This is a genomic window from Fimbriimonadaceae bacterium (assembly GCA_019454125.1).
Classification (GTDB): Bacteria; Armatimonadota; Fimbriimonadia; order Fimbriimonadales; family Fimbriimonadaceae; genus JALHNM01.
This window is the reverse complement of sequence record CP075365.1, coordinates 1,157,956-1,184,438: the sequence shown is the minus strand read 5'-3', so window position 1 is coordinate 1,184,438 and position 26,483 is coordinate 1,157,956. Positions and strand designations below refer to the sequence as shown.

Here is a 26,483-nt window from a genome sequence, read left to right as displayed (position 1 = left end):
CGACACGATTCATGATAGCATAGTCGGTGCCGATCTGAGGCAATTTAAGGCTGGCGGTTTGCGACCTAGCGAAATCGCCAGCCTCCAATTGCACGGCCATTAGGCGGCGAGCCGCGGGACCTCTAGGTTTGCCTGGTTCCGTCGCGCCTTGGCGATGACCTTCTGCGCCTGGCCGACGATGTCGCGGAGTTCGCTGACCTGATGGTCGACCTCCTGAACCGAGGCGACCAGCTCTTCGACCTGGGCGCTCATCTCTTGGGTGCTGGCGCTCATCTCCTCGGTCGAAGCCGAGTTCTCCTGGGCGATCGCGGCGACGCTCTCGATGACCCCGTTGAGGCTCTCGATCTCGTTCCGCATCACCTTCAGGAGTTCCAGGTTCGAGCGGGTGACGTCGTCCACGACGGACATCGACTCCGTCAACACCCTGTTCTGCTTCGAGGTCGAGTTGGCGACCTGGTGGATCTGCTCCAAGCAACCCGCCGCCTCTAGGGTCACCGAGGCGGCGCCCTCGACGTCCTCGATCGTGCGCTTCATCGACTCGGAAGCCTGGTGGCTGCCGGACTGCACGGCAGAGATCAGGTTCGTGATCTCCTTTGTGGCGGTCGAGGAGTGCTCGGCGAGCTTGCGGACTTCGTCCGCGACGACCGCAAAGCCCCGCCCCGCCTCACCGGCGCGCGCAGCCTCGATGGCGGCGTTCAAGGCGAGGAGGTTGGTCTGGGCGGCGATGTCCTCGATCGTCTGGACGATCCGTCCGATCTCGTCCGAAGACTTGTTCATTTCGCCGACGCGGTCTGCCGTTTCCAGGACGGTCTGGCGGACCCGCTCCATCGCCGCGATCCGCTCGCGGATCTGTTCCCAAGTCGCGGCCTGCTGGTTGATCGTCGTGATGCTTTCCTGGACGTCTTCGATGGCGGCCGCGGCCTTCTCGATTGCCGCCGCCTGGCGGTTGGCGCCGTCCGCGATCTTCTGGCTGGATCCGCTGAGCTCACTGGCGCTGCCGGCCGCGTTCTGCCCGGCCTCGGCCTGCGAGGTCGCGGTCTGGGCGAGTTGCTCGCTGACGTGGGCCAGCTCGGTGGTGGCCCGGCCCGACTCCTCGCTCGCGTAGCGGAGCTGCTGGCTGGTCGTCGAAAGGTGCTCGCTCACGGCAAGGCTCTTGTCGACGACGTCGCGAAGCTCGGCGACGAAGCCGAACTCGACGTACGCCTCCATGATGAGCGCCTGGTCGACGTTGAAGACCTTCTGCAACGCCGCGAGAGCCTTGCCCAGCTTGCCCGGATTAAACTTGTACGCGTTAACGATCGCGGGGAAAATGGTGTCGTAGTAGGTGCTCATCGCAGCGAAGAACCACTTCGGCTCAAGCCCGATCTGTGCATGGACTTTGCCGATAAAGTAGCGGCTTTCGAAGTAGGACTCGTCGAACTCTGCACGGAGCATGTCCGCAAAGTAGCGCGGGTTCGTTTTCTTAAGCTTTTCGATGCTGCTCCCGGCGCCAAGAACCACGGCAATGGCATCGGGAAACTGCTGCAGGTGGCTGTAAAACTCATCCACCACAGAGTCGATGATTCGGTCAAAAACTGGCTTAAGGTCTCGGATCGCTTGGCGGTCGGAAGCATCGATCCGATTCATGATGAGCCGGGCGGATCGCTCCCGGTCGTCGGTTCCAAAATGTCGGCAAAGCACGCTCTCATTCCCTCTTGGCATTACGCCTCACTTCCTTTTCGGAAAGCGCAAGCAAGAGACACAGGGCTTTATGAAAAGCCGGACTCCCTGTTTTTCGGCAATTTTCTACGCTATTCAGCCGTTCCGAGCGTAGCGAGGACCTCGCGGGCGTCGGTGGGCTTCTCGATGATCTCGTCGCGCTCGACCCGCCCGTCGCGGAACCGGATGACACGCTTGCAGTGGTGGGCGATGTCGTCCTCGTGCGTGACGACCACCACCGTCTTACCGGCTCGGTTGAGCTCCTGGAAGAGCGCCATGATCTCCTCGCCGGTTCGGGTGTCCAGGTTCCCGGTGGGCTCGTCCCCGAGGATCAAGACGGGGTCGTTAACGATGGCCCGCGCGATGGCGACGCGCTGCTGCTGGCCCCCTGAAAGCTCGTTGGGCTTATGGTGGGCCCGCTGGCCCAGCCCGACCTTGGCCAGCGCCTCCTTTGCCCTCTCGACCCGGTTCTTCACACCGGCGTACATGAGGGGAAGTTCGACGTTTTTCAGGGCGCTTGTGCGGGGCAGAAGATTAAAGGTTTGGAAGACGAAGCCGATGTAGCGGTTTCGAATCTCGGCGAGTTGGTTATCACCCATCCTGCTCACCTCGTCGCCGTTTAAGTAGTAAGTTCCGCTCGTGGGCCTGTCCAGGCAACCGACGAGGTTCATGAACGTGGACTTGCCCGAGCCGGAAGGGCCCATGATGGCGACGAACTCGCCCGCCTTGATCTCGATATCCACCGAGCGAAGGGCGTGCACCACGTTTTCGCCCATGACGTAGTCCTTTGAAAGACCGCTCACGGAGATGACGGCAACGTCCGACGGCACAGGAACGCGCTCCTCAACGACCTGGTTACTCATGGCGCAGGGCCTCGATCGGTTGAAGGTTGCTCGCCCGGATGGCCGGATAAAGCCCAAAGAACACGCCGACGATGCTCGAGAAGGCGAACGCCATTCCCACAGCCGTTAAGTTAATGACTTGCGGCACTTGGAGGGCTTTTGCCACGAACTGCACTGCAACGGCGCCTAGGATTATGCCTATTGTGCCGCCGAGCACGCACATGACGACACTTTCCAGAAGGAACTGCGTGAGGATCGTGTTCTTCTGGGCGCCTATGGCTTTTCTCAGTCCAATCTCTTTTGTCCTTTCAGTAACTGAGACCAACATAATGTTCATGATTCCAATACCGCCGACAAGCAGCGAAACGCTCGCAATGCCGGCGAGCAAAAGCGAAAGCAAAGTTGACTGGGTCTCGATCGTCTGCAAAGCCTCAGCCTGGTTAAAGACGCGGAACAACTCTTCCCCAGTCGCGCTACGCCTTGTGGCGTAAAGAGTGTCTTCCACCTGGCCCTGGGCGAGCGGCAAAAGGTCGCTCCTCGAAATTTGCATGGTGATGTAGTTCACCCGGTCTTTAGAGTCCAGCAACCTCGTCTGCGCCGTGTGCAGGGGGATGTAGACTTGGTCGTCCGGATTGTTCCAACCACTGCCTCCCTTATAGTCGACAACGCCGACGACCTCAAAGTTCTGGTTGTTAACCTTTATGGTCGCGCCTATCGCGTTATCGCCAGCGAAGAGGTTGTCGTAGACCGTATATCCGAGCACGGCCTTTCGGTTCGCCATGGCCTCATCCATCTCATCGTACCACTGCCCCGAGTGCATCTTATTGGCGTTCTCGATGAAACGGATTTGCGGCTCGGCGCCCGTCACGCTCGTCCGCGCGTTGCTACTCCCAAACTTTACGACCGTCTGACCGCTAAACCGACTGGAAACCACGCCGGTTATGTACTTGATCAGAGGCACACTTTTCTGCAGCCTTGTAACGTCTTCTGTGCGCAAGGTGCTCGCTGAACCGACGTCTCTCGCACGACCACGGTTCGGCATTACCGAGATCCGATTGGCGCCCGTGATCTCGAGCTCGGCGAGCGACTTTTGCTTCGTCCCCTCGCCGATCCCGATCATCGCGATCACGGAGCCGACGCCGATCACGACGCCCAGCATCGTCAGCGCCGACCGCAGCTTGTTCGCGGAAATCGCCCGCAGAGCGCTTTCGAACGAGTCGCTGAGCGTCATCGGCCCCGCGCGCCTCCTCCCGCACCACCGGCCCCACCGCCACGGCCGCCGCCACCGGCAGTAGACCGCGACTGGGAGGGGCCGCCTCTCCCTTGGGAGCCCAGACCGCCGCCTTGCTCGGCCTGCGTCATGCGCTCTTGGCGCTCGCGCATGGCCTTCAGGTCCAGCTCGGCGACAACGACTTCATCGCCCTCGTTGAGTCCGGAGAGCACTTCGACGCCTTCGTTGCCGCTTTCGCCGAGTTGGACTTCACGGCGTATGGGAGCCATTGGGTCGGCACCCTTGACCTTGACAAAAGTCTTGCCGTCTTCACGCTGGATCGCCTGTTGCGGAAGGATGAGAACGTCCTTCTTGTCGAGTTCCAAGAATTCGCAGGTGGCGTTCATGCCCGGCCGAAGCGGGCGGTTCTCGGCTTCCGCCCTGCGCAGCGCTTGGGGCAAGATCTCCACCCGGACTTTGACCGTGGTCAAGGACTGGGTCGTCTCCGCCGCGGGGTAAATCTTCCGGACCAGACCGTCCAGCGGCTTCCCAGGATAGGCTTCCACGATGACACGGGTGCGCTGGCCAAGCTTGACGCTGGAAATGTCCGACTCGTCGACGGCGCACTCCACGAACATCTGGGTCACGTCGCTGAGTTGGACAAGGCTGGTCCCCTGGGCGAAGGTCGAGGTTCCCGGCGGGATGATCGTGCCCTCTTCCAGGTACTTCAGGGTGACGACGCCCTCGCGGGGGGCGACGACAGTGGTGCTCTCGAGCTGGACGCGGGCGTTCTGGGCCGCCACCCTGCTTCGAACCGCGCTCGCCTGGGCGCTCACGACGTCGCTGCGCCGGAGTTGGACGTTCGCCTGGTCCGACCTCGCCTTCTCGAGGTCGATCCGCGCCTGTTCGACCGCTTTGCGGGCTTGGTCGAGGTCGCGGCTGGTGAGCGTCACCTGGTTGGTATTGGCGCGTGCCTGGCGCAAGGCTTCTTCAGCTTGGTTTACCCTGGCTTGGGACGCTCGGAGCTGGGCGTCAAGCTCCGCTTGGAGCGTGTCCATCCGCTGCTGCGCGACCCTCTCGGAACTACGCGCCGCTTCGAGCGTCGCCCGTTGCTGTTCGACGGCGCTTTGCGCGACGAACCCGCGCTCAAGGAGCCGCTGCTGCCGCTCCATCTCGGATTCCGCTGTGGCGAGGGCGGCGCGGGCGCGGGCCAAGTCCGTCTCCGCCTGGCGTCTCCCCTGCGGGTTGGTGACCTCCCGGATGAGGCGATGGTTCTCTTGGGCCGAGGCGAGGGCCGCTTCCGCGGTCTTGACCTCCGCTTCGGTCAGGGTGGGCTGAGCCCGGTTCCGCTCTTCTGCTTTGGCAAGGTTGATGCGGGCCAGGTCGAGGGCGATCTGGGCGTCGCGGACCCGGATCGAGGCGTTCTTCCCCTCCATCTCGGCCGTCACTCGGGCTTGCGAGACGCGGGTCTGGGCCGAGGTCAGGTCGGCCGCGGCCTGCTCATAGGCGGAGCGGGTGTCTTCCGGATCGATCACGGCGATGACGTCGCCGTTCTTCACGACGCTGCCTTCCTCGACCCGCAGTTCGATCACTCGACCGCCCGCTTTCGACTTGACGTCGACCTGGGTGAGGGGGACAAGGACGCCCGTCGACGATCGCGAACGAACTAGTTCGCCGCGTTCCACCGCGCCATAGCGGTATTCGACATCGGCGCCGCCGCGGGTGCCGCTAGCCATGGCATACCACGCGATGCCACCAAGCAGGACCACGCCTCCACCGACAAGAAGTTTATTCATCCGAATCGAGTTCTCCGGGCAGTGGGCGGCCCGTCACGAGTCGCAACCGAACCTCGGAGACTAATAAGTCATACAACGTTTGGATCGCGTTTGTCTCCGCCGTAGTCAAACTGACCTGTGCCGTCAGCACCTCGATCAGGTCGGCAGCCCCCTCGTCGAAGGCGCCTGATGCGGCTTCATAGTTCAGTTGGGCGGCCCGAAGTGCGAGTTGGGCGGCCTCGTAGCGAGGCACGTTGAGGCGGTAGTCCTGGAAGGCGGACTCCACGTCGGCAAGCACGTCGCGCTCTTGCTGCTGCAGGTCGGCGGCCTGGGCTTCGGCCGTGAACCGGGCGCTCCGCACTTCCTCGCGGGAGCGGGAAGCGTCGAAGAGCGGCAGGCTGGCTTGGAGGACGAGCAGGGACTGGTCGGCCACGTCCTCGGCAAAGGACCGGTCGTACGTCGCGCGCGCACTGAACGTGACGCCAGCGTTCAGCCGGGCCGCGTCAACGTTGTACCGAGCGTTCTCTAGCCGTTTGCGCGACGCGATGAGGGCAGGGCGGTTCGCGAGCGCCTCGCTTTCTAAGGCTCCCAAGGCCACGTCCTGCATGGTCAAGTCACTGGTCGCCGGCTTTTCCAGCGGAGGTAGATCGTCTTCCGGCCATCCGATCACAGCCTTCAAGTTCGCCTCACTCGTGGTGACGTTGCTTGCCGCGGATAGTTCGTTGACTTGGGCATTGGCCAGGTCGGCCTGCGCCTGCAAAATGTCCTTCCTCGGGCCGGCACCCACTTCCTCTCGGAGCTCGGCCCGCTCGACCAGCTTCTTCGCCCGGTCCACGCCCGCTTGCTGGATTCGCAAGAGCTCCTGCGTCCGAAGCGCGTTGTAGAAGGTGGTGTGGACATCGAAGAGGACGCCGCGGTACGTCTCCAGCGCCGTGTAAAAGGTGGCGTCGCGGCTGGTCTCGCTCCGCCGCACGTTCAGCCGCCGGGTGCCATTGTCCAACAGCAGCCAGGAAGCGGTGAGGCTCGCGTCGCGGGACTGGAGGTCCGAGCCTCCAGCGAAGCGGCCGGTCCGCTGTTCAAGCCGGCCGTACTGCTGCCGCAGCGTCGGCGTGACGGTCGGAAAGTAATCGGCGTTCGCGGCGCGGGCGTTGGCACGGGCCGCTTCGACGCTCAGGCGGGCCGAACGGACGTTCCCGTTTCCGATTCGCGCGAGCCGCAGGGCTTGGGAAAGATCCAACCGGCCCTCTTGCGCAGCCGCGAGCGGGGCGAGGCAAGCGAGCGCGAGGGCGGCACAGGTTCTGGGTCGCATCAACTATAAAGCCTTAGCCGACGCCAGACGTCGGCACTTTAGTAAGTACCCTTCAGACCCCTTTGAAGTTTCGGGGGAGCGGCAAATACGGGCATATGCCGCGGCGTGACCGGCTCGGCGGAACGGGTTAGAATGTCAAGATGCGCTCCGGCGTCCTTATCTTGTTCCCGATTTTCGCCGTCCTCGGCTGTCAGACCGGCCCCTCCATCGCTGGGACTTGGGACATGTCGGCCCCGCAGATGCAGCAGCAGGGCGCAACGGCCACCGCGACCTTTGCCCAACCGGACCGAGTGACGATGAACGTGGTCGTCACCGGTGACGGCCAGCAATCGGCCCTGGGCATAGGCAAAGGGGCGACCATCAACCTGAAGATCGACGGGAAGTACAAATTGGAAGGCGACAAGCTCACCATCGACGTCTCTACGGCAGAAGCCACAGAGAGCGGATTGACCGGGTTCGCCAAGCAGAACTGGTCGATGGTGAAGAAGCAGACGGAGGACCAGTTCCTCGCCCAGGCCCAGACGAACAAGACCAGCACGATCAAGTGGGAAGGCAACGATAAGTTCGTCGGGGATTCGGGCCAGGGCACGGTCACCTTCACCCGCAAGTAAAGCGCCGCTATTAGAAGGCAGGCGGGCCGGTTAGCAACCGCAGGCCCGCCTGCTTTTCGCGTTCAGGCGACTGTGACGTCTTCGCATAGATAGACGTCTTGGATCGCGTTCAAAATTTCGATGCCTTCGTGCATCGGACGCTGGAAGGCTTTTCGTCCAGAGATGAGGCCGATGCCGCCCGCCCGCTTGTTCACCACCGCGGTCGTGACGGCGTCCCGCAAGTCGTTCGCGCCACTGGCCCCGCCCGAATTGATGAGCCCGGAACGACCCATGTAGCAATTCGCCACCTGGTACCGGCACAGATCGATCGGGTTGTCGCTCGTCAGCTCCGTATAGATCCGTTCGTCCAACTTTCCATAGCTGGAGTTGCCCGAATTCAGTGCTTTATAGCCGCCGTTCGTTTCAGGCATCTTCTGCTTGATGATGTCAGCCTGGATTGAGACGCCCAAGTGGTTGGCCTGCCCCGTCAAGTCGGCAGCAGTGTGGAAGTCTGTGCCGTCTTTCTTAAACGCATTGTTCCGCAGGTAGCACCAGAGGACGGTCGCCATTCCGAGTTCATGGGCCCGTGCGAACGCCTCGCTAACCTCCACAATCTGCCGGCCGCTCTCCTCGCTTCCGAAGTAGATCGTCGCGCCGACCGCGACCGCACCCATCTCCCAGGCTTGTTCGACCTGGCCGAAGAGGATTTGGTCGAACTTGTTCGGGTAGGTCAAGAGCTCGTTATGGTTGAGCTTGACGATGAACGGGATCCGGTGCGCGAACTTGCGGCTGCACGCCCCCAGCACGCCAAGGGTCGAGGCGACCGCGTTGCACCCGCCCTCGAGCGCCAACCGGACGATGTTCTCCGGATCGAAGTACGCCGGGTTCTTTGCAAAGCTCGCGCCGGCGCTGTGCTCGATGCCTTGGTCGACCGGGAGGATGCTCAGGTAACCCGTTCCACGCAGACGACCGGTGTCGAACAACTGCTGCAGGCTGCGCATGACCTGGGGGTTGCGATCGGTCTGCATCCAGACTCGGTCGACGTAGTTCGGCCCCGGCAGGTGCAACAGAGACTTATCGATGGTGCGGCACTGGTGCTCTAAGAGGCTGTCTCCACCGAGAATCTCGACGATCTTGTCGAGGCTTCGCGAGAGCGTGGCTGGCATGGCTCTATTATGGTCCCAGAATTTCGACCAGGTGGGAGTGCAGAAGCGGGTCGACTTCGCCGAACTCCGGCAGCTCCACGCTGAAAATCGGACGGTGCCACCGGACCACGGGCGAACGCGCGTTTGTCGTTATATCCTCTGGGTGTTAGTCGCATGGAAACTGAAAGCTTAAACGGTAAGGCTGCGCTCGTCTCTGGCGGGACGACAGGCATCGGGAGAACGACCGCTAAAATGCTCGCTGAGGCAGGGTGCAAAGTCCTACTCTACGGCCGTCACGAAAAGGAGCTTAAAGAAGCGTTGGAAGAGATCGGCGAGGGTGTCCAAGGTTTTGTCGCGGACCAAGCCGAGAAAGAAGGGATAGAAACCATTTTTCGAGAAGTCGACGAAAAATTAGGAACGCTTGATATTCTTGTAAACAACGCCGCTATTGGCGCGGGTTCCGTCATCGATTCCGACTATGAGGATGCCGACTACGTCGTGAGGTCGAATCTTTTGGGGTATCTGCAATGCACCCGCGAAGCGGTAAAGCGCATCAAGCAGAAGGACTACGGCGACATAGTCCACATTGGGTCCATGAGCGCCCATGGCCGGGAAAAAGGCACAGACATCTATACTGCGACCAAATCTGGGATAGATGGCTTCGCCGATTCTTTGCGGCGTGAACTTATGGAGGACAATATTCGCGTCACGCTTATCGAGCCTGGCCTCGTCGGAACAGAAATGCCAACGGACTCTCTCTCGAAAGATGAGTTTCCCGAACTCCAGGCTAAGCATGAGATGCTCAAGACCGAAGACATCGCCGCGTGCGTCATCTTCGCTCTTTCCCAACCGCGCCGCAGTAGCGTCATCCGTATCCAATGCCAACCGAGTAAAGCGAAAGAATGACTCTCTCCGCAAACTTACTGGCCTTTGGAGAAGATATACGCGATGCGCAAAGGTTAAAGCCATTCGAAGGGTTGGCAGCCCCGCTCGTTCTCAAGTGTGGAAAAGAGAGTGTCTGGCTTCTCTACCAACCCTCAAATGAGGGCGGATTTGCTCTCCGCACCTCTTTCCTTTGGGGTGTTGACTATACCCTCTCGACCGAATCTTGGCAAGATCAGGTTCTTTGTTACACGATCCAGTCTGATCTGGGTGAACAAAAGGTGACACTTCGTATCCATCAGGCCGAGCATCTTGGGCTGACTGTCGACACTGTGCTCACCCCTAAAGTCGAAATCGCTTTACCCTATTGGCCCCGCGATCTCTTCCTCATCGGCCCGGACGGTTCGCCCGCATCTTCGAAAGGCGTCGTACACGCTTCCCAAAAGGGGCTTAGCGCGGGTGCCCTGTTCCTAGACGCCAATGGCTTCTGCCTCTACTACTTTCAGGACTACACGACCTTACAGCCGTATTTCGAACGTTTAGATTCCTCCCCTGACGATACTGTTGGTGGCGAATGGCCGGAGCTTGGCTATCGCCCGCCTGCTAGCGAAAGCAAAACGTTGCAACCCAGCAAGCAATACGCTGTGTACTCGACGCACGTCCAGCTCGGCCAGAAGACCTCGAATCGTCCCGCTGACGTCTTCCGATGCTTCTTAGCTTTATCTGAGCAGGTCTACTCTCGTCTAGACCGGCCCGAGACCAACCCGGGGGAGTGGCCGAAGAGGGCTCAGAACACTCTTAAGGCATTGGAAGATACAGAAGAGGTCAAGCGCCGCGATTTTGGCAAGCTCTTCCTAAGACCGTACGTAGATAGCGAGTATCCGGACAGCATGAGTCAGCTGGCCATAATCCGGTCCCTTCATGACTACGGTCGCTGGCGAGGCGAGCCTGTCAAGCTCAATGAAGCTCTGCAAGAAGGCGTCGGACTCTTCTTCGATAATGAACTGAGAACGGTTAGACGATACTTGCCGAACGTCGGCAAGGACAAAGACCGCGACGAAGTCGATGCTTGGTACCTTTACCATCCCCTTTCGTCCCTTGGAAGGATGGCGCTGGACGGAGTTGAATGGGCTAAAACCTTGTTCCTTCAAGGACTCGAGTTCGGGATAACTGCGGCCCACAAATTCAAGTACGAGTGGCCCGTGAAGTACAACCTCAAGACGCTCGAGGTTACCGATCACAACCGCAAGGAAGGCGAACCTGGCCAGACGGACGTAGGCGGCATCTATGCCTATGTCATGGTGCAAGCGTACGAACTCACCAGTGAAGACCGGTATTTGGAGGAGGCCAGGAAGGCTTTAGACAAGGTTCTTCAGTATCGATTCCAGTTGCTCTACCAGGCCAACCTATCCAGTTTAGGCTGTGTAGCTTGCGCGAAACTCTGGCGCCACACCAAAGATCAGCATTTCCTTAAGGTCTTGGATGGGTTCTTCGCGAACATCCTCCATAACACCGTTATTTGGAGCTCCGATCTCAAAGCGGCAAAGTCTTACGAAACATTCTTGGGAGTCCATTGCCTCTCAGACGCCACGTACATGGCCGCGTACGAGTGCGCGGAAACAACCGAGGCGCTCGCAGAAATGCTCCAAGAATCGGCAGAAGCCTTGAGCGATAGCACACGCCACCTAGCAGCCGAGTTCTTCAAGTATGGCCTGACGCGCGGACGTTCGTTCTTCCCCGATGAACTTCAGAAGGAAGCGCTCGCGACGGAGATCCGTAACGGAAAAATCATGCGGTATCTTTCGATCCCATTGGAAGACCTTTATGCCGATGGCCGCCCGGCGGGGTCTGTCGGACAAGAAGTCTATGGAGCGGGCATGCCCTTCCTATTCTGTAAACTCGCGTATCATCCTCTTCTGGACGACCTTGGATGGCTCTTTTCGGAGTATCCGCTTGCTCGCAGGGAATCTAGCAAAGGGCGTCTAAGTTTCCAAGCCCTCGGCAGCGAGAAGAGCACGTTCAAAGTGAAGTACGTCCCGAAGAAGCGAAGGTCCTCGATAGTTGTCAACGGCAAAGAGCTCTCCAAGGGTGAGACTCTCGAGGTACCCGGAAACATCGAGATCATTATCGGTTAAGCGATGGGTCAAGACCCGGAGCCCCAGGCTTTGTTCCCGTCCCGAACTACTCCCAGCCCAACGCGCTCGGTACACTTTCGAAGTGCCGCAAGACGCAGGGACGGCCGGGGCGCGGGGGAACATGACCGAGGCGATTGCCGGAAGCCCCACCGTGTTGCCAAAGTCCGGCGTCGAGAGCCTCATCCGGCAGATCGCCGACATCCCCGGCACGAAGGAACAGACGGAACCCATGGCCCAAGAGCAGTTTGATACCGACCTCGTTGTGATCGGAGCTGGCCCGGGCGGCTACGTGGCCGCCATCCGTGCCGCCCTCCTCGGAGCGAAGGTGGTCTGCGTGGAGAAGGAGTTCCACGGCGGCACCTGCCTCAACTGGGGCTGTATTCCGAGCAAGGCAATGATCGCGAGCGTCGAGAGGTTGCACGCGGTCAAGCACGCTGCCGATTTCGGCGTCGAGATCAAGGGCGACATCGGCTTTGACTTCAAAAAGATGTCGGACCGTCGCGATAAGATCGTCAAGACCCTGCGCGGCGGCGTGGGCATGCTGTTCAAAAAGAAGGGCGTCGAATCGATGGAAGGCTATGCCCGCCTCACCGGCCCGAACACGGTGACGGTCGAAAAGGACGGCAAGAGCCAATCGATCAAGGCGAAGAACATCATTCTGGCGATGGGCTCCAAGATCATCGTCCCGCCCATCCCCGGCCTTGAAGGCGGCCGCGACCAGAACATCTGGACCAGCGACGACGCCGTCACCGCGCCGTTCTTGCCCAAACGCATCCTGATCATCGGCGGCGGCGTCATCGGCGTCGAGTTCGGTTTTGTGTTCAATGGCCTGGGAAGCGAGGTGACCGTGGTCGAAATGATGCCGCGCGTGCTGCCGATGATGGACGAGGATCTCGGCACCGAGCTCGGCAAGCAGCTTAGTCGCCAGGGCATCAAGCTCATGACGAGCACCGCCGTCGAGAGACTCGAGCGTGCCGGCGAAGGCTGGAAGGTCCACGTCAAAACGTCCGCCGGCGAACAGCAACAGGTCGAGGTCGACGTCGTGCTGGTCGCGGTCGGCCGCCGCGCCTTCACAGACGAGATGGGACTCGAACAGGCCGGCGTCAAGCTACACCGCGGCGGCATCGAGGTGAACGACTTCATGCAGACCAGCGTGCCGAACATCTACGCGATCGGTGACGTCACCGGACGGGTCCAGCTCGCCCATACGGCGAGCTACGAGGGCCAGGTGGCAGCCGAGAACTGTGTGCGCGGGCCCAGCCGGAGGGCCGACCGCCGCGCCATCCCGAACTGCATCTACACCAATCCCGAGGTGGCGAGCGTCGGGCTCACCGAAGGCGAGGCGAAGGAGCAGGGCTACGACGTGATGGTCGGCAAGTTCGCTTTCCGCCCCCTCGGCAAGGCGATGGCCGCCGGCGAGCAAGAAGGGTTCGTCAAAGTCGTCGCCGAGCACAAGTACGGCGAAGTGCTCGGCGTGCACGTGATCGGCGCCCACGCGACCGACCTCATCGCCCAAGCGGTCACCGCGATCAAGCTCGAAGCGACCGTGGACGCGATGGTCGACACCATCCACGCCCACCCCACCATGACCGAAGCGTTCCTGGAAGCCTACGAAGACACGCACGGGGTCGCGATCCATAAGATGTAGGTTGGTAGGCCTTGACCTACCGGGATGTGATTGCTCGCCTCAAGAAGGACGGGTTAGAACAAAAGGTAGTCACCAAGTCTGAATCAGAGAGGAAGACCGAAGGACGGTCGTGATCTCGCCCCACCGGCTTGGAGAAGAGGTACCTCCCGGTACACCTGGGAACCTAAGCCGGCGGGCAGGGCTCAGTCGGACGCCTCCTCCATAAGCCGGCGGTAGGAGGCGAAGCGGGCGGGGTCGAATTGGCCGGACTCCACTGCGGCCAGGACGGCGCAGTCGGGCTCGCTCAGGTGACGGCAGTTGCGAAATCGGCACTTCAGCCCAGCGAACTCGGGGAAGTAGCCCGCCACCTCGGCCTTGCTAAGATCGCTCAGGCCGAAGCTGCGCACGCCGGGGGTGTCGATCAGCACCGTACCGTCGGCCAGGTGGTGGAGCGACGAGGCGGTCGTAGTATGCGTGCCTCGTCCGTAGCCCTCGCTCACCGCGCCGGTCGCCAGCGCCGCTTCGGGCTTGAGCGCGTTCACGAGCGAGGACTTGCCAACGCCGCTATGGCCGACGAACGCGCACGCCTTGCCTCGAAGAGCCGTGCGAAGATCGCTCGACCCAACTCCCTCACGGGCAGAGCATTGCACTACCCGAATCCCGAGCCGGATATAGGGTTCCAGTGCAAGCAACTCGTCGGGGTCTTCGAGCAGGTCGATCTTGTTGACGCAAACAAGCGGCTCGGCCCCGCCTTGTTGGATGGCGATCAAGTACCGGTCGATCAGTCGCGGGTGTAAAGGTGGCGAGACGACCGAGACCACGATGACGATGATATCGACGTTGGCCACGATGGCCCGCTCGCGCCCGGCTTCTTGCACATCGGGGCGGGACAGCTTGGTGCGGCGAGGGGCGACCTCGACGACGCCCCAATCGCCGGTCGGGCCCTGGCCTACCGTGACGCGGTCGCCGACCACAGCGGATTGACTCAAGAGCCGGGCGGTGAAGGCCGTGGTGCCAGGCTCGGTCTCGACGGCGCACGTATTGGTGGTCACGGCCACGACGGTGCCACTGAGAAGGGCCTCCGAGGCGGCAAACTCGCGTTGGTCTTTGCGCAGGACGCGCTCGACCCAGGTGTCGATGGACACGGGCGTATCAGGCCCCTTGCCCTTGGACCGAGCTCGAAGCTGACGAGCACGGGCGACGAGAAGGTCGATTTGGTCGGATTCAAGATGGGCGAGCCTTGCCGCCAACTGCTGGGATATGTCCTTTCTCAAGTTCTGGTAGTTCCGGGGTCGAGGCACGAGCGTGCCGAGGACTTGATCGGCTCCAGAACTGGCGACCTAAATTGCTTCAGGCGCAGGTAGAGGAGCCATATGCGTTGGTGGTGACAGATCGCTTCATTTGCATACCTCCTGGTGGTCGCCAGGTCACCCCGGCGTTGCCTGACATTATAGCCTTACGGGCGCGGTTCGGGGCGTGGCTGCCAGACACATTGGTTCGGGCACCCCGATGTAACATAGGACGGCATGGTCGAAATCAAGCGCCGGCAGATCCTCATCGACGGCAAGCCAAAGCTCCTCATCGGAGGCGAGATCCATTACTACCGCCTCCACCGTTCCGACTGGCAAGACCGCATCGATAAGCTCAAGTCGACCGGCGCAAACATGGTTGCTTCGTACATCCCGTGGCTGGTGCATGAACAGCAGCAGGGACACTTCGACCTGAGCGGCCAGGCGCGTCCGGAGTACGACGTCGAAGGATTTATCGATCTCGTCGCGAAGAACGACATGTACTTTCTTGCGAGGCCGGGCCCCTTCGTGATGGCGGAGATGAAAAACGAGGGGATCCCGCACTGGGTGGCGAGGGTGCATCCCGAGATCGTCCCCCTCGGTTGGGACGGCAACCCCGCGCTCGGTGGCCAGATCGACTACCTCGCGCCCGCTTTCCTGTCGGAATCGCGCCATTGGTATTCCGCGATCATCCCCGTCCTGGCGAAACGGCGCCAGAGCCAGGGCGGCCCCGTGATCGGCGTGCAGCTCGATAACGAGGTGGGAATGCTCGCCTGGGTCGGCAACCATCCGGAACTGACCGACTTTGTGTTAGAAGACTTCGTCAAATGGCTCCGCCTGCGCTATTCCGAAGCGGCGTTGAGGACCCGCTATCCGCTCGACCTCGGCACTGCCACCGCGCGGGCTGCCTTGCGCTCGCCAAGCGAAGCTTTTGCCGCAGAATTCCGGGTCGACCTTGGACGCTTCATGCGCGACCGCTCCGGCCGGTATTTTCGCCACCTCCAAGCGTACGCCGAGGAGTTCGGCATGGGCGACACCCTCTTCGCGGTCAACATCCATGGAACCTCTGCGGGCCGCGCCCTCCCCTACCCCATCGGCATCAGCCAGCTCTATGAGAGCTATCCGGGATGGGACCGCTTCTTCGCCGGATCCGACCACTACTTGAGCGAGCTTGGAGTCGGAAACGTCCAGGACCTCTACCTCATCAATATGCTTACCGACTGTGTGAACGGCCCGGACCAGCCGCTCACCGCCCTTGAGTTCTCTGCGGGCTCGGGCGACTTCGGCGGTTCCTACCACGTGCGGATCGACCCCTCGTCGGTGGACTTCCACTTGCGGATGTCGGTTGCCCAGAACACGAGGCTCGTCAACTTCTACCTCTTCTGTGGAAGCTGGAATTGGAAGCTAAACAGCCCGGAGAACGACGGCAACGACCGCATCGGCATCACCGGGGAGCGCCACGGCACGGCTGCCCCGATCGACCCGGAGGGGCGCCCTTGGATCGGCTTCGACCGCATGTCAAGAGGCATCGGCGCGATGATGGCGTTCGCGGACAAGCTCGGGGCCACCGAGGAGGAGCACGACGACGTCGAATACGGATTCATCCCCGATTACTTCATGACCGAAAACCACTACCCGAAGAGCGAAAAGATGAAGGCGGTAGTGAAGAACTTGGAGGAATATCGAAGTGCCACCCACTGGGACACGGTGGTGAAGGCCCTGCTTTTCAACGGCTTCCGCTTCACCGCTCGCGACTTGCAGAAGCACGCGCCGGACCCGAAAAAGGCGCTGGTTGTCGGCACGGCCGCCTATATGGACGGTGCGCTCCAACAGAAGCTGGTCGACTTCGCACGCGATGGCGGGCGTCTCCTCCTCTTTGGCGAGGTGCCAGAGTTCGACTTGGAGGCCCGTCCCTGCACCACTCTCGCGGACGCCCTCGGAGTGAAACCAGGAAAGGTGATGAAGGGCTGGAGGCCGCACTACTACCTCGCCGTACAACCGGTGGGGCCGCTGTCGGGCCACCCCGAGTATCCGCCCCACTTCGCCCAGCCGCTCGTCCTAGAACGAGGCGAGGTGCTGATGACCATCGTGGACGGCGAACGCCCGTGCGCGGCCGAGATTCCGCTTGGTGCAGGCAAGGTCGTGCTCTTCGCCGGTTCGTACCGGACCGAGGTGGCATTCTGGCAGAAGGTGTTCGACCGCCTCGGCCTCAGCGCCGGCCTCACCAACGACTACTGGGACTACGGCATCTTCGCAACGACCAGCCGCTTGCCAGGCACCAATGAGCGCTTTCTCCACATCATGAACCTGGACAACGTCGACAAACCCGTGCGGTTCTTCGAAGACGGCCAGCCGCTCTTTGAGGGGCGCCAGCTGCACCTCCGCGGGAAAGAAGCGGTGATGGTGCCGCTCATGGTGAAGGCCGGACAGGCAGAGATCGCCTGGGCCACCTGCGAGGTCATGGAGATGCTGCCCGACGGGCTCCGGTTCCGGCTGACGCAGCCCGAAGACGTCATCGTCTTCGCTGCCGCACCGGGAATCGCGGAGTCGACGGACTATTCAGTGGAGCCGGGGCCGGGCTCATCCGTGCGGGTGGTGTCGAAGAAGCCCGCTTGCCTGAACGACAACCTGGTCGTGCGCTGGGCGTAGTCGCCTGGCCCGCAAGCTGCCGCGCTCCGGAGCCCCCTCCTCGTTTCTGCGGATGGTTTGTGCCGTGGAAATGAGGAGGGGGTTGGGGGTGGAGATCCGGGGCCGTTGCTCTCCGAGAAGCACGCGCCTGGACGACGACCTGGTGGTTCGCTAGGCGTAGTCGCCCAAGCTACCGCGCTCCGGAGCCCCCTCCTCGTTTCTGCGGATGGTTCGTGCCGCGGAAATGAGGAGGGGGTTGGGGGTGGAGATCCGGGGGCGTTGCTCTCCGAGAAGCACGCGCCTGGACGACGACCTGGTGGTTCGCTAGGCGTAGTCGCCCAAGCTGCCGCGCTCCGGAGCCCCCTCCTCGTTTCTGCGGATGGTTCGTGCCGTGGAAATGAGGAGGGGGTTGGAGGTGGAGATCCGGGGCCGTTGCTCTCCGAGAAGCACGCGCCTGGACGACGAACTGGTGGTTAGCTAGTCGATCCGAGCGCCCCGCAAAAAGAAGGCGCCCGTCCCGCGAAGGGACAGGCGCCTCCTGCTCAGTGCCCGATCGGAGATCAGGCCTTGCGACGGCGAGCGGCGAGGGCAGCGAGGCCCGCGCCAAGAGCGACCATCGTGGCCGGCTCGGGGACGACGTCGTAGCGGACGTTGTCGATACCACCGACGCGGCCGTTCTCGCCAGAGGACTCGAGAATGTTCACGCGAGTGATGCCGGCGCCGTTCTCCCAGCCCGCGAAGAAGTTGCCGCCAACGCCGTTCACGCTGCCGCTGACCATGCCGACTTGCGTATTGCCGTTGAAGAAGCGGACCTCATACGTCGAGGTGCCGGAATCAGGGCCGATGCCGACGTTCAGGCCGACCTTGGCCATCGCCGTGCTGAAGCTCAGCGTGATGTTCGAGATCCCGGCATTGTCGGTCAGCTGGCGACCGAACTGGGCGGGAAACACGCTGATGAGGCGCCAACCCGGGCCACCGCTACCGGTGCTTGCTTCAGAGTAGGTCACTTCGTCGAGCACAAACGGGCCGGTCGGCGGCGCGCTCGGCGGGCGGGATTCGAAGTCGTGGCGAAGCGTAATCTGGTTCGGGTCGTTGATTTGCTGCGCAAAAACGGTGCCCCCCAAACCTGCAAGGGCAAGAATAACAAGCGAATTTCGCATGACGTCTAATATGGTAACAGATCAGGCTTCTGTTAGACTGCTTTGGTGACAGGCAATTCTACGTGATTCCACCAAACCGCGCGGGTCTGCCGGGCTTACCGCGTCAAAGTCGGCTTGCCACGGGCCACAATCTGCGTCGCGCGATCCTTCAAGCTTGATACGGGATCCACGGCTATCTCGCCCTCCCTGGGTTCGAAGCGGTAAAAGGTCGTGAGCCCGACCGCGCTCAGCGTGGACGCGTCCCGGCGAAGGCCCTCCAAATACCCCGTCGCCATCGAGTACTGGCTGTAAGGCTCGCCCGTTCTTCTGACGTAGTCATTCCACCAGACTTGTCGCACCCTCTGGGTCAAAGAGAAGCGCGGCTTGCCGTCAATTCGGAACGTTTCGACCGAAAGGCGGGTGCGGATCCTGGCGGGGCTCCTAAATATGACCTCGGCGACCCCTTGGCCCGCGTTCTGCCGGACTTGCACAGGCTCTCGGTCTCCAGCTTCGAGCACTCTTGGAAGGATGACTTCTTTGAGGATCCGGTCTACGTTTTGAACACTAAGTGTCGACCGCTCTTCTTCGATGAGATACTGTTGGACTGTTTCAGCCTCTCCGGAAAGAATCGCCCCCAGAATCTTCTCCGCCGCCTTATCAAGGGGTTCTTCACGGTGCATCCACCACCAGGCTCCTACCGAGGCCCAAATCGTTACGAGCGCAGTCCCCGCGATGAGGTTTCTCCGGCTAAGGGCTAAATGTGGCTTCCTAGGGGGAAATCACGCCTCAAGGTATCAAGTCGTCGCGATCATCTCGAAAGATTTCGCGATAAGTTCAATGGTTTCACGCTATTACCATCTTTTCAATCGCTCAGTCTCCCCACGAACGAACATGCTAAGGATTCCTGCAATCGACGCAAGGCGAACAGGGCAAGCGGCACCGAGTAAAGACCGATGCTTTCAAGAATGATCTTCCTCCTGGAATTTCATTCAGAAGATGACAACAGCCCACCTGTGTGCACGAGCGGCTTCCCGAGTGTTTTTTTCGAAGAGCCGTGGGACTGCTTGAGCCGAGGCCCTTTTTGTGGCGTTTCCGGTGAAGCGCGTCGGCTAGAATCCCCTCGGCATGAAGGTCGCGGTGGTCGGGACGGGGTACGTGGGGTTGGTGACGGGCGTGGTGCTCGCGGACATGGGCAACGACGTGCTCTGCGTGGACAACGACCCGCGGAAGCTGGAGATGCTGAACCAAGGCATCCCGCCGATCTATGAGCCTGGGGTCGAAGAGATCCTAAAGCGGACGATGGCGGACGGTTTCTTCCGAATGACCGACAGCGTCGCGGAGGGCACGCGGCACGGCGACGTGGTCTTCATCGCGGTCGGCACCCCGCCCGGGCCGGACGGCACACCGGACACCACCGCCGTCAAGGCCGTGGCAAAGGAGATCGGCAAGGCGATCGAAAAGTACACGGTCGTCGTGAACAAGTCCACCGTGCCGGTCGGCAGCGGCGACATGGTGGAAAACATCATCAAGGAGCAGGGCGCCGACCCCGCGTTGTTCGACGTTGTCAGCAACCCCGAGTTCCTGCGTGAGGGCAACGCCGTCTGGGACACCCGCAACCCCGACCGCGTCGTCATCGGGGCGAAGAAGCGCGAAGCGGCCACCCGTCTGTTAGAGCTCTATGCCCCCCTGGAGAAGCCGACGATCATCACGGACCTCAATAGCGCCGAGCTCATCAAGTATGCCAGCAACAGCTTCCTGGCGACGAAGATCAGCTTCATCAATGCGATCAGCCGGCTCTGCGAGGCGTGCGGCGCGAACGTTTCGGACGTCGCCAAAGGCATGGGCGCCGACCAGCGGATCGGGGCGCAGTTCCTGGGAGCGGGGCTCGGTTGGGGCGGCTCGTGCTTCCCCAAGGACGTCGCCGGCCTCATCAAGATCAGCGCCGACCTGGGCTACGATTTCACGCTCTTGAAGGCGGCCGAGGAGATCAACCGCGACCAGACGCAGCACTTCCTGCGCCGCCTGGAGAAGCGGCTCGGCGGCTTCGAGGGCAAGCAAATCGCCCTGCTGGGCCTGGCCTTCAAGCCGAACACGGACGACATCCGGGACGCTAAGTCGCTGGAGATGATCGAGATGTTCCTGGCGAAAGGGGCCAGGGTGAAGGCCTTTGACCCCGTCGCCACCGATAACGTGCGGGCACTCTGGCCCCAGGTGGAGTACGTCGACCACGTCTACGACGTGGCCAAGGACGCCGACGCCCTCGTGCTCGTCACCGAATGGAACGAGTTCCGCCAGGTCGACCTGGAACGGCTCGGCCAGGCGATGAAGAGCCGGATCCTCTTCGACGGCCGCCGGGTCTATTCGTTCCAAATCGCTGAGAAAGCGGGGTTCGAGTACTACGTGGTCGGCCAGTAGCCGCCTTCACCCTTCAGTTACCCTGGAATCGGTATTAGCCTTCCGTTGCTAGGGTTCCAATAATGGGAGTGGCGCCCTATGGACTTGCACCCCCACTTTCCAGAATCACTCGTGACCACCGAAGCTGCGGCAGGGCTGGTTGACGGCGGGGACGTGTGGTTTGTGCACGTCGGAATCGAACCGGGTTTCGGAGACGCCTCCCTGATCCCGGGCTCGGTCCTGTGGCAATGGCGCGACGACCTGCGGGAGGAGTCGGGCCTGATCGTGGATTCGCACCGCTTCTTGGCGCTGCTGTCAAAGTCCGGCATTGGGCCCGAGACCCGTATCGTCCTCTCGGACGCCCATAACCTCTGGTTCGCCTCCTGGGCCTACTGGATGCTTTACTCCGTCGGGCACCAAAACGTCCACCTGCTGGACGGGGGAACGCAGAAGTGGATCGCCGAGGGGCGCCCTACCACCTCAGAACCCGCGGTTCCAAAGCCGGAGGCCTATCCGGACCAAGACTTCGACCAGTTCTATCGCGGTCAGGTCGGCGACGTGCTCCATGCGTTGAGGTTCCGCGAAAGGGTCGTGCTGCTCGACGCGCGGTCCCCCGGGGAGTTCCAGGGGGAAGACGGTTCGGCCTTCGGCACCCTACCCGTCTGTTCGGCACAGGGCCACCTCCCGGGCGCGGTCAACATCCCCTGGCACGTGAACCTAAATGAGGACCGGACGTTTAAGAGCTGGCCAGAACTCTATGGGATCTATGCCGGCGAGGGCATAGACCGGCACAGCTGCGTGATCACCTATTGCACATATGGCGAACGGGCGAGCCTCAGCTGGTTTGTCCTCCACCGGCTTCTCCGGGTCCGTACTGCCTTGAACTATGAAGGCAGCCTGGCCGAATGGGCTCAACTCGCCGGCTGCAGGTCGAAGGGCGAAGCGGCCTGACCCGCCGCAAGCGGTACCCTAAGGGCCGTGGTATCCGAGAACGCCGCCTCCCGCTGGGCCGAGTTCAAGTACGAGGTGCTCGCGGCGAAGCGGGTGCTGATCGGGACGCACCTCAACCCGGACGGTGACGCGATCGGTTCGGCTCTCGCAACCTCCCACGTCCTGGACGGTCTGGGAATCGCGAACGATGTCGTCACCCACGACGCCCCACCGAACTATCTGGGCTTCCTGCCCGGGATCGAGCGGGTCGGCCGGGAAAGTTCCGACGCGGGGTTCGACCTGGGAATCGCCCTGGACCTGGACAGCCTGGAGCGGCTCGGGTCTCTACGGGCGACCTTCGAGGCGCTGCCCCGCCTCATCCTGGTCGACCACCACATTCCGCACGAGGCGCCCGGGAACGTCCGCATCGTCGACACGACCGCTCCCGCGACCGCCGCGATCCTCGCAGACCTCTTCAGCGCCGAGCCTGAGATTGTGGACCGGCGCATCGCCCAGTGCCTCCTCACCGGGCTCGTGACGGACACGGGCGGCTTTCGCTTCCCGAACACCAGCGCCCACTCCCTGGCCCAGGCCGCTTGGTTGATCGAACGGGGCGGCGACCTTCCCCAGGTCATGGCCGAATGCTTCCTGCAACGCGACGAACAGGCCGTCCGGCTGATGGGTGCCGCGATCCAACGCATGAAGATGGACTGCGGCGGGCGACTGGCCTGGGCGGCCCTGCCCGCCGAGCTCTACCAGAGCCTGGGCGCCAGGGACGAGCACACAGAAGGCATCGTGAACGAGCTGCTGAGCGTGCGCACGGTGCAGGTCGCAGCGGTGCTCCGCCCCGGCAAGCACGGCCGGGTCAAGGGGAGCCTGCGCAGCAAAGGGTCCCTCGACGTGGCCGCCGTTGCCAGGCAGATCGGCGGGGGTGGGCACAAAAACGCCGCCGGTTTGACCTATGACGGCAGTCTTGAAGACGCCGAACGGGACATCATTGACGCGCTGAAGCAATGCTTGGCGTCCTCCTCGTCGACAAGCCCGAAGGCATAACCTCGCACGACGTCGTCCAGACCGTACGACGTCGTCTGGGGACGCGCCGGGTGGGCCATGCCGGAACCCTCGACCCGATCGCGACCGGCCTGCTCGTGCTCGCCGTCGGCCCGGCGACGCGGTTCCTCCAATACCTCCCGCTAGAACCGAAGGTCTACGAAGGCACGTTCCGCTTCGGCCAGGAGACCAACACCTACGACAGCGAGGGCGAGGTGACCCGCGAAGTGCCCGTGCCCGCCGACTTGCTCGCCCGGATCGAAGAAAACCTGCCCGGCTTTCGAGGGCCGATCGAGCAACTGCCGCCGATCTATAGCGCGGTGAAGAAGGAGGGGCGTCCGCTCTACGCCTATGCGCGCAAGGGCGAGGAGGTCGAACGAGAGCCGCGCAACGTTTTCGTCGAGATCTTCGAGATCCTGGAGAGCAAGGGGGCCGACGTGCAGTTCCGCATCGTGTGTTCGGGAGGCACTTACGTGCGCTCCCTTGCCTTCGACCTAGGCCAAGCCGTGGGTTGCGGGGCGCACGTCGTGGAGCTCGAGCGCGCGCAGGTGGGCAAGTTCAGCATCGAGCAGGCGGCGACGCTTGAAGATATCGCGCCGGACCGACTCGTCGCGCTCGCCGATGCCCTGCCCCCGATGCCGCTGGTCGAACTCAACCGGGGCCAGCTCGAGCGAGTCCGCACGGGCCAGTTCGTCAGGCTCGCCCATGCACCCCCAGAGGATCTCGCCGCACTCACAGACCCCATGGGCCGCGTCGTGAGCGTCGCCCGGGTGGAGGGCAACCTTCTCCACCCCGAGTGCGTCCTTCCTGCAGAGGCGTTGAACGGTGTTCTTTGAGACCGGCTGGCCGAAGAAGAAGCTGACGGGCCAACTGGCCTGGTTTCTTTCGTGGACCGTCGTGACCCTTCTCGGGGCGGTCGTCCTGCACGCAGACCCCGACGGGTACGGCACGCACATGCAGCTGGGCTTGCTCCCCTGCCCCTCGATGATCTTCTTCCACCGCCCTTGCTTCGGGTGCGGGCTGACCACGAGCTTCACCGCTCTCTTGCACGGCGACGTCGTGGGCGCCTTTCGGGCGCACCTCGTCGGCCCCTTGCTGTATTTGGGGTTCACCGCCTCCGCCTTCGCCAGCCTAAACGGCTATCTCACGGGCCGGCGCTTTCGACAGGAGGCCCCCCTCCCGAATGGCTTGCTCATCGGGCTGACGCTGGCGACGGTGCTTTTTGGCGCGGTCCGCTTCGCCCTCGCGAAGCCGGTCAGCATTTACGAGGTATTTGGCAAGAGCCCCCTTGCCGCCCAGGAAAACTCTCCCCATGGCCGTAACTGAGAAAGAAGTCCGCCGCCTGCTCGAACCCTTGGAGGCGATCCGCGAGATCACCTCGCGAAAGATGTTCGGCGGGGTCGGGGTCTATTGCCAAGGCACGTTCTTCGCCGTGGTCGATGACGACCACCTCTATTTCAAGTCCAACGATGACACGGCCCCGCTATATGACGCGTACGACTCCCCGCAATGGGTGATCGTGGGAGAGAAGCCCGCGCCTATGCCCTACCGCGAAGTCCCGGCAGAAGTCTTGGCCGACCCGGAGAAGCTGGGCCAATACATCGACGCGGCCGTCGCCCTCGCCAAAAGCAAGAAGAAGCCGAAGAAGAAGGCTTGACACCGTGCCTGGCGGAGGGCACCAAGGCACGGTGTCTTGTCGCCTTAGAAGGACGCCGGGATCTTGATCCCCATCTCGTGCAGGATAAAGGCGAAGACGTCGCGCACTTCCTCCAGAACCTTGGTGGTGGGCTTGCCTCCGCCGTGCCCTGCGCTCGTCTCGATCCTGATCAGGACCGGCGGCCCGTCCTTCGCCTGGACTTCTTGCAGGCGCGCCGCGAACTTGAACGAGTGGGCCGGGACGACGCGGTCGTCCGTATCGGCCGTCGTCACCAGCGTCGCCGGGTATCTCACGCCCGGCTTCAAGTTGTGGTAGGGCGAGATGCGAAGAAGCGCCTTGAACTCCTCCTCGTTCTCCGGCGAGCCGTAGTCCGACTCCCACGCCTTCCCGATCGTGAACTGGTTGAAGCGGAGCATGTCCATCACTCCGACTTCGGGGACCGCCACCCCGAAGAGCTCCGGCCGCTGGGTCATGACCGCGCCGACGAGGAGGCCCCCGTTGGAGCCGCCTTGCACGGCGAGCCGCGCCGGCTTCGTGTACTTCTCGCTGATGAGCCACTCCGCACACGCGATGAAGTCGTCATAGGCGCGCTGCCGATTGGTCTTGATCGCGGCCTCGTGCCACTCCTTGCCGTACTCTCCACCGCCGCGGATGTTCGCCATCGCCCAGACTCCGCCCATGTCCATCCACACCGTGCGCGCGCTGCTGAACCAGGGCTGTAGCGAAACGTTGAAGCCGCCATAGCCATAGAGCAGGGTCGGGTTGGTCCCGTCGAGCTTGATCCCTTTGCGATGGACCAAGAACATCGGCACGCGCGCGCCGTCCTTGCCCGTCACGAAGACCTGCTTGGTCTCATAGCGGTCCGTGTCGATCGGCACGTCCGGCTTTCGGTAGACCTCGGCCTTGCCTTCGGCCACGTCGTACTTGTAGATCGTCGCCGGGGTCTTCAAGTCGGTATAGCTAAAGAACGTGACTTTGTCGTCAGGCTGGCCGCTGAAACCGCTGGCCGTGCCCGGGCCAGGCATCTCGATCTCAGTCAGGCGCTCGCCCTCCACCGTGAAGACGTCGGCCGCGGTCTTGACGTCGTGCATCCTCGTCACGAGGAGCCGGTGGTGCACCACGCTCGCCGCTTGGATCGTGTCCTTTCCTGCCGGAACGACCGTCTTCCAGTCTTCGGCCGAAGGCTCCTTCAGCGAGACCTTGACGATCTTGCCGGTCGGCGCGTCCTTGGTCGTCATGACCCAGACCGAATCGCCTTCGCGGTAAATCGGCGTGTAGTCGGCGTCTGCCACCGAGAAGAGCGGCTGGGCCTTGGCGTCCGGCTGCGTCAAGTCGATGTAGCTGACCGTGTTGTTGATCGACCCCGGCTCGTGGATGATGATCCAAAGTGTCGTCCTAGTCCCGTCCATGTACGGGCCGATGAACCAGTCCGGCTTGTCCGGCAGCGAATAGACCAGCCTGTCCTCGTCCGGGTCCACGCCGAAGGCGTGGTAGCGGATCTCCGGCGACTTGTTCGCGCTGACGAACTGGTCGCTCTCGGTCGGCTTCGGCCAACGCAGGTAGTAGAACCCCTTGCCCTCCCTATCGACCTGCGGTTCGGAAAACTTCGTCCAGGGCACGGGCGCGCTCTTCTCGTCGCCGGTGGCGACGTCCATCGTGTAAAAAGTCGTCCAGTCCGAACCTGCCGACGACTTGCCATAAACGAGGGTCTTTCCGTCCTCGCTCAGGCCAAGGCCGCTGAGGGCGACGGTGCCGTCCTCGCTAAAGGTGTTGGGGTCGAGCAGCACACGTCCCGGGGCGTCGACCGAGTCCGCCACGTAGAGCACGTCTTGGTTCTGCAGCCCGTCGTTCCGGGTGTAGAAGACCTTGCCACCCATCAGGGTCGGCACGCTGAAGCGTTCAAAGTTGAGCCTGCGACGCAGCTCGTTGTAAAGCCTGTCCCGCCCCTCGATCTTGTCCAGGAAGCCGAAGGAGACCGCGTTCTGGGCCGCGATCCAAGCCGCGACGTCCGGCTCTGTGTTCGGTTGCTCGAGCCATCGGTAGGGATCCGGCACCTTCACGCCGTGGTAGGTGTCGACAACGTCCCCCTTCTTGGTCTGAGGGTATTCGATCTGGTCTGGCATGGCGAAAAAGAGAAGGCCGAAGAGCACGACCGGGTTCATTCTGGGAAGTCTATCGCAAGG

General features: G+C 62.2%; 21 protein-coding genes. 11 read left to right on the top strand and 10 right to left on the bottom strand.

Features of this window, described 5'->3' with window-relative positions; genetic code table 11:
* Positions 1–99 precede the first annotated feature (99 nt).
* From KF733_05845 to KF733_05825, 5 genes are all read right to left on the bottom strand, one after another.
* Positions 100–1,626, bottom strand: a complete 1,527-nt coding sequence (locus KF733_05845; protein ID QYK57002.1) for a globin-coupled sensor protein — start codon at positions 1,624–1,626, stop codon at positions 100–102.
* A 164-nt stretch (positions 1,627–1,790) separates the two neighbouring features.
* A complete protein-coding gene (locus KF733_05840) occupies positions 1,791–2,561 on the bottom strand; it encodes an ABC transporter ATP-binding protein (protein ID QYK57001.1) in 771 nt (256 codons plus the stop codon).
* Positions 2,554–3,771, bottom strand: coding sequence for an ABC transporter permease (locus KF733_05835; protein ID QYK57000.1), 1,218 nt, complete (start codon positions 3,769–3,771; stop codon positions 2,554–2,556). The genes KF733_05840 and KF733_05835 overlap by 8 nt, the downstream gene beginning before the upstream one ends.
* Positions 3,768–5,546, bottom strand: a complete 1,779-nt coding sequence (locus KF733_05830; GenBank protein ID QYK56999.1) for an HlyD family efflux transporter periplasmic adaptor subunit — start codon at positions 5,544–5,546, stop codon at positions 3,768–3,770. Before KF733_05830 ends, KF733_05835 begins: the two co-directional genes overlap by 4 nt.
* Positions 5,539–6,834, bottom strand: a complete 1,296-nt coding sequence (locus KF733_05825) for a TolC family protein (GenBank protein QYK56998.1) — start codon at positions 6,832–6,834, stop codon at positions 5,539–5,541. The genes KF733_05830 and KF733_05825 overlap by 8 nt, the downstream gene beginning before the upstream one ends.
* A 140-nt stretch (positions 6,835–6,974) precedes the next feature.
* On the opposite strand from KF733_05825, the gene KF733_05820 reads away from it, so the two are divergent.
* Complete coding sequence (locus KF733_05820; GenBank protein QYK56997.1) at positions 6,975–7,445, top strand: hypothetical protein; 471 nt, start codon at positions 6,975–6,977, stop codon at positions 7,443–7,445.
* A gap of 62 nt (positions 7,446–7,507) precedes the next feature.
* On the opposite strand, the gene KF733_05815 is transcribed toward KF733_05820, so the two are convergent.
* The gene (locus KF733_05815; protein QYK56996.1) at positions 7,508–8,590 is read right to left on the bottom strand and encodes a class I fructose-bisphosphate aldolase; all 1,083 of its coding nucleotides are present in this window, start codon (positions 8,588–8,590) and stop codon (positions 7,508–7,510) included.
* Positions 8,591–8,743: 153 nt separating this feature from the next.
* Here KF733_05815 and KF733_05810 point away from each other — a divergent pair, with 153 nt between their 5' ends.
* The 3 genes from KF733_05810 (at position 8,744) to lpdA (ending at position 13,234) form a co-directional block, all read left to right on the top strand.
* Positions 8,744–9,475 (top strand): SDR family oxidoreductase, encoded by a 732-nt coding sequence (locus KF733_05810; GenBank protein ID QYK56995.1) that lies wholly within the window; start codon positions 8,744–8,746, stop codon positions 9,473–9,475.
* Positions 9,472–11,586, top strand: coding sequence for a hypothetical protein (locus KF733_05805; protein QYK56994.1), 2,115 nt, complete (start codon positions 9,472–9,474; stop codon positions 11,584–11,586). The genes KF733_05810 and KF733_05805 overlap by 4 nt, the downstream gene beginning before the upstream one ends.
* A gap of 82 nt (positions 11,587–11,668) precedes the next feature.
* Complete coding sequence (gene lpdA, locus KF733_05800) at positions 11,669–13,234, top strand: dihydrolipoyl dehydrogenase (protein ID QYK56993.1); 1,566 nt, start codon at positions 11,669–11,671, stop codon at positions 13,232–13,234.
* Positions 13,235–13,416: 182 nt separating this feature from the next.
* On the opposite strand, the gene rsgA is transcribed toward lpdA, so the two are convergent.
* Positions 13,417–14,487 carry a ribosome small subunit-dependent GTPase A gene (rsgA, locus tag KF733_05795; protein QYK56992.1) on the bottom strand — a complete coding sequence of 357 codons (1,071 nt, stop codon included), beginning with the start codon at positions 14,485–14,487 and terminating at the stop codon, positions 13,417–13,419.
* 252 nt (positions 14,488–14,739) lie between these two features.
* Between rsgA and KF733_05790 the strand changes: the two genes are divergently transcribed.
* A complete protein-coding gene (locus KF733_05790) occupies positions 14,740–17,151 on the top strand; it encodes a beta-galactosidase (protein ID QYK56991.1) in 2,412 nt (803 codons plus the stop codon).
* Between the two features lie 539 nt (positions 17,152–17,690).
* Here the strand turns inward: KF733_05790 and KF733_05785 are convergent.
* Entirely contained in the window at positions 17,691–18,290 is a 600-nt protein-coding gene (locus tag KF733_05785; GenBank protein QYK56990.1) for a PEP-CTERM sorting domain-containing protein, read from the bottom strand.
* 95 nt (positions 18,291–18,385) lie between these two features.
* Positions 18,386–18,949 (bottom strand): hypothetical protein, encoded by a 564-nt coding sequence (locus tag KF733_05780; protein ID QYK56989.1) that lies wholly within the window; start codon positions 18,947–18,949, stop codon positions 18,386–18,388.
* A gap of 445 nt (positions 18,950–19,394) precedes the next feature.
* On the opposite strand from KF733_05780, the gene KF733_05775 reads away from it, so the two are divergent.
* From KF733_05775 to KF733_05750, 6 genes are all read left to right on the top strand, one after another.
* A complete protein-coding gene (locus KF733_05775; protein ID QYK56988.1) occupies positions 19,395–20,684 on the top strand; it encodes a UDP-glucose/GDP-mannose dehydrogenase family protein in 1,290 nt (429 codons plus the stop codon).
* A 111-nt stretch (positions 20,685–20,795) separates the two neighbouring features.
* Positions 20,796–21,614, top strand: coding sequence for a sulfurtransferase (locus KF733_05770; protein ID QYK56987.1), 819 nt, complete (start codon positions 20,796–20,798; stop codon positions 21,612–21,614).
* A 27-nt stretch (positions 21,615–21,641) separates the two neighbouring features.
* The gene (locus KF733_05765) at positions 21,642–22,646 is read left to right on the top strand and encodes a bifunctional oligoribonuclease/PAP phosphatase NrnA (protein ID QYK56986.1); all 1,005 of its coding nucleotides are present in this window, start codon (positions 21,642–21,644) and stop codon (positions 22,644–22,646) included.
* The gene (gene truB / locus KF733_05760; GenBank protein QYK56985.1) at positions 22,607–23,479 is read left to right on the top strand and encodes a tRNA pseudouridine(55) synthase TruB; all 873 of its coding nucleotides are present in this window, start codon (positions 22,607–22,609) and stop codon (positions 23,477–23,479) included. Before KF733_05765 ends, truB begins: the two co-directional genes overlap by 40 nt.
* Positions 23,469–23,969: a DUF2752 domain-containing protein gene (locus tag KF733_05755; GenBank protein ID QYK56984.1), complete on the top strand. Its 501-nt coding sequence runs from the start codon at positions 23,469–23,471 to the stop codon at positions 23,967–23,969. The genes truB and KF733_05755 overlap by 11 nt, the downstream gene beginning before the upstream one ends.
* Positions 23,956–24,300 (top strand): TfoX/Sxy family protein, encoded by a 345-nt coding sequence (locus KF733_05750; GenBank protein QYK56983.1) that lies wholly within the window; start codon positions 23,956–23,958, stop codon positions 24,298–24,300. Before KF733_05755 ends, KF733_05750 begins: the two co-directional genes overlap by 14 nt.
* A 44-nt stretch (positions 24,301–24,344) precedes the next feature.
* Here KF733_05750 and KF733_05745 read toward each other — a convergent pair whose 3' ends face one another.
* A complete protein-coding gene (locus tag KF733_05745; GenBank protein QYK56982.1) occupies positions 24,345–26,462 on the bottom strand; it encodes a S9 family peptidase in 2,118 nt (705 codons plus the stop codon).
* Positions 26,463–26,483 lie beyond the last annotated feature (21 nt).

What these genes read in the sequence shown, in the direction of transcription:
- KF733_05835 (QYK57000.1), bottom strand. Translation starts at nt 3,771, where the DNA reads ATGACGCTCAGCGACTCGTTCGAAAGCGCTCTGCGGGCGATTTCCGCG.
- KF733_05840 (QYK57001.1), bottom strand. Translation starts at nt 2,561, where the DNA reads ATGAGTAACCAGGTCGTTGAGGAGCGCGTTCCTGTGCCGTCGGACGTT.
- KF733_05780 (QYK56989.1), bottom strand. Translation starts at nt 18,949, where the DNA reads ATGCACCGTGAAGAACCCCTTGATAAGGCGGCGGAGAAGATTCTGGGG.
- KF733_05745 (QYK56982.1), bottom strand. Translation starts at nt 26,462, where the DNA reads ATGAACCCGGTCGTGCTCTTCGGCCTTCTCTTTTTCGCCATGCCAGAC.
- KF733_05830 (QYK56999.1), bottom strand. Translation starts at nt 5,546, where the DNA reads ATGAATAAACTTCTTGTCGGTGGAGGCGTGGTCCTGCTTGGTGGCATC.
- KF733_05805 (QYK56994.1), top strand. Translation starts at nt 9,472, where the DNA reads ATGACTCTCTCCGCAAACTTACTGGCCTTTGGAGAAGATATACGCGAT.
- KF733_05790 (QYK56991.1), top strand. Translation starts at nt 14,740, where the DNA reads ATGGTCGAAATCAAGCGCCGGCAGATCCTCATCGACGGCAAGCCAAAG.
- KF733_05810 (QYK56995.1), top strand. Translation starts at nt 8,744, where the DNA reads ATGGAAACTGAAAGCTTAAACGGTAAGGCTGCGCTCGTCTCTGGCGGG.
- KF733_05825 (QYK56998.1), bottom strand. Translation starts at nt 6,834, where the DNA reads ATGCGACCCAGAACCTGTGCCGCCCTCGCGCTCGCTTGCCTCGCCCCG.
- KF733_05785 (QYK56990.1), bottom strand. Translation starts at nt 18,290, where the DNA reads ATGCGAAATTCGCTTGTTATTCTTGCCCTTGCAGGTTTGGGGGGCACC.
- KF733_05750 (QYK56983.1), top strand. Translation starts at nt 23,956, where the DNA reads ATGGCCGTAACTGAGAAAGAAGTCCGCCGCCTGCTCGAACCCTTGGAG.
- KF733_05775 (QYK56988.1), top strand. Translation starts at nt 19,395, where the DNA reads ATGAAGGTCGCGGTGGTCGGGACGGGGTACGTGGGGTTGGTGACGGGC.
- KF733_05820 (QYK56997.1), top strand. Translation starts at nt 6,975, where the DNA reads ATGCGCTCCGGCGTCCTTATCTTGTTCCCGATTTTCGCCGTCCTCGGC.
- truB (QYK56985.1), top strand. Translation starts at nt 22,607, where the DNA reads ATGCTTGGCGTCCTCCTCGTCGACAAGCCCGAAGGCATAACCTCGCAC.
- KF733_05845 (QYK57002.1), bottom strand. Translation starts at nt 1,626, where the DNA reads ATGAATCGGATCGATGCTTCCGACCGCCAAGCGATCCGAGACCTTAAG.
- KF733_05815 (QYK56996.1), bottom strand. Translation starts at nt 8,590, where the DNA reads ATGCCAGCCACGCTCTCGCGAAGCCTCGACAAGATCGTCGAGATTCTC.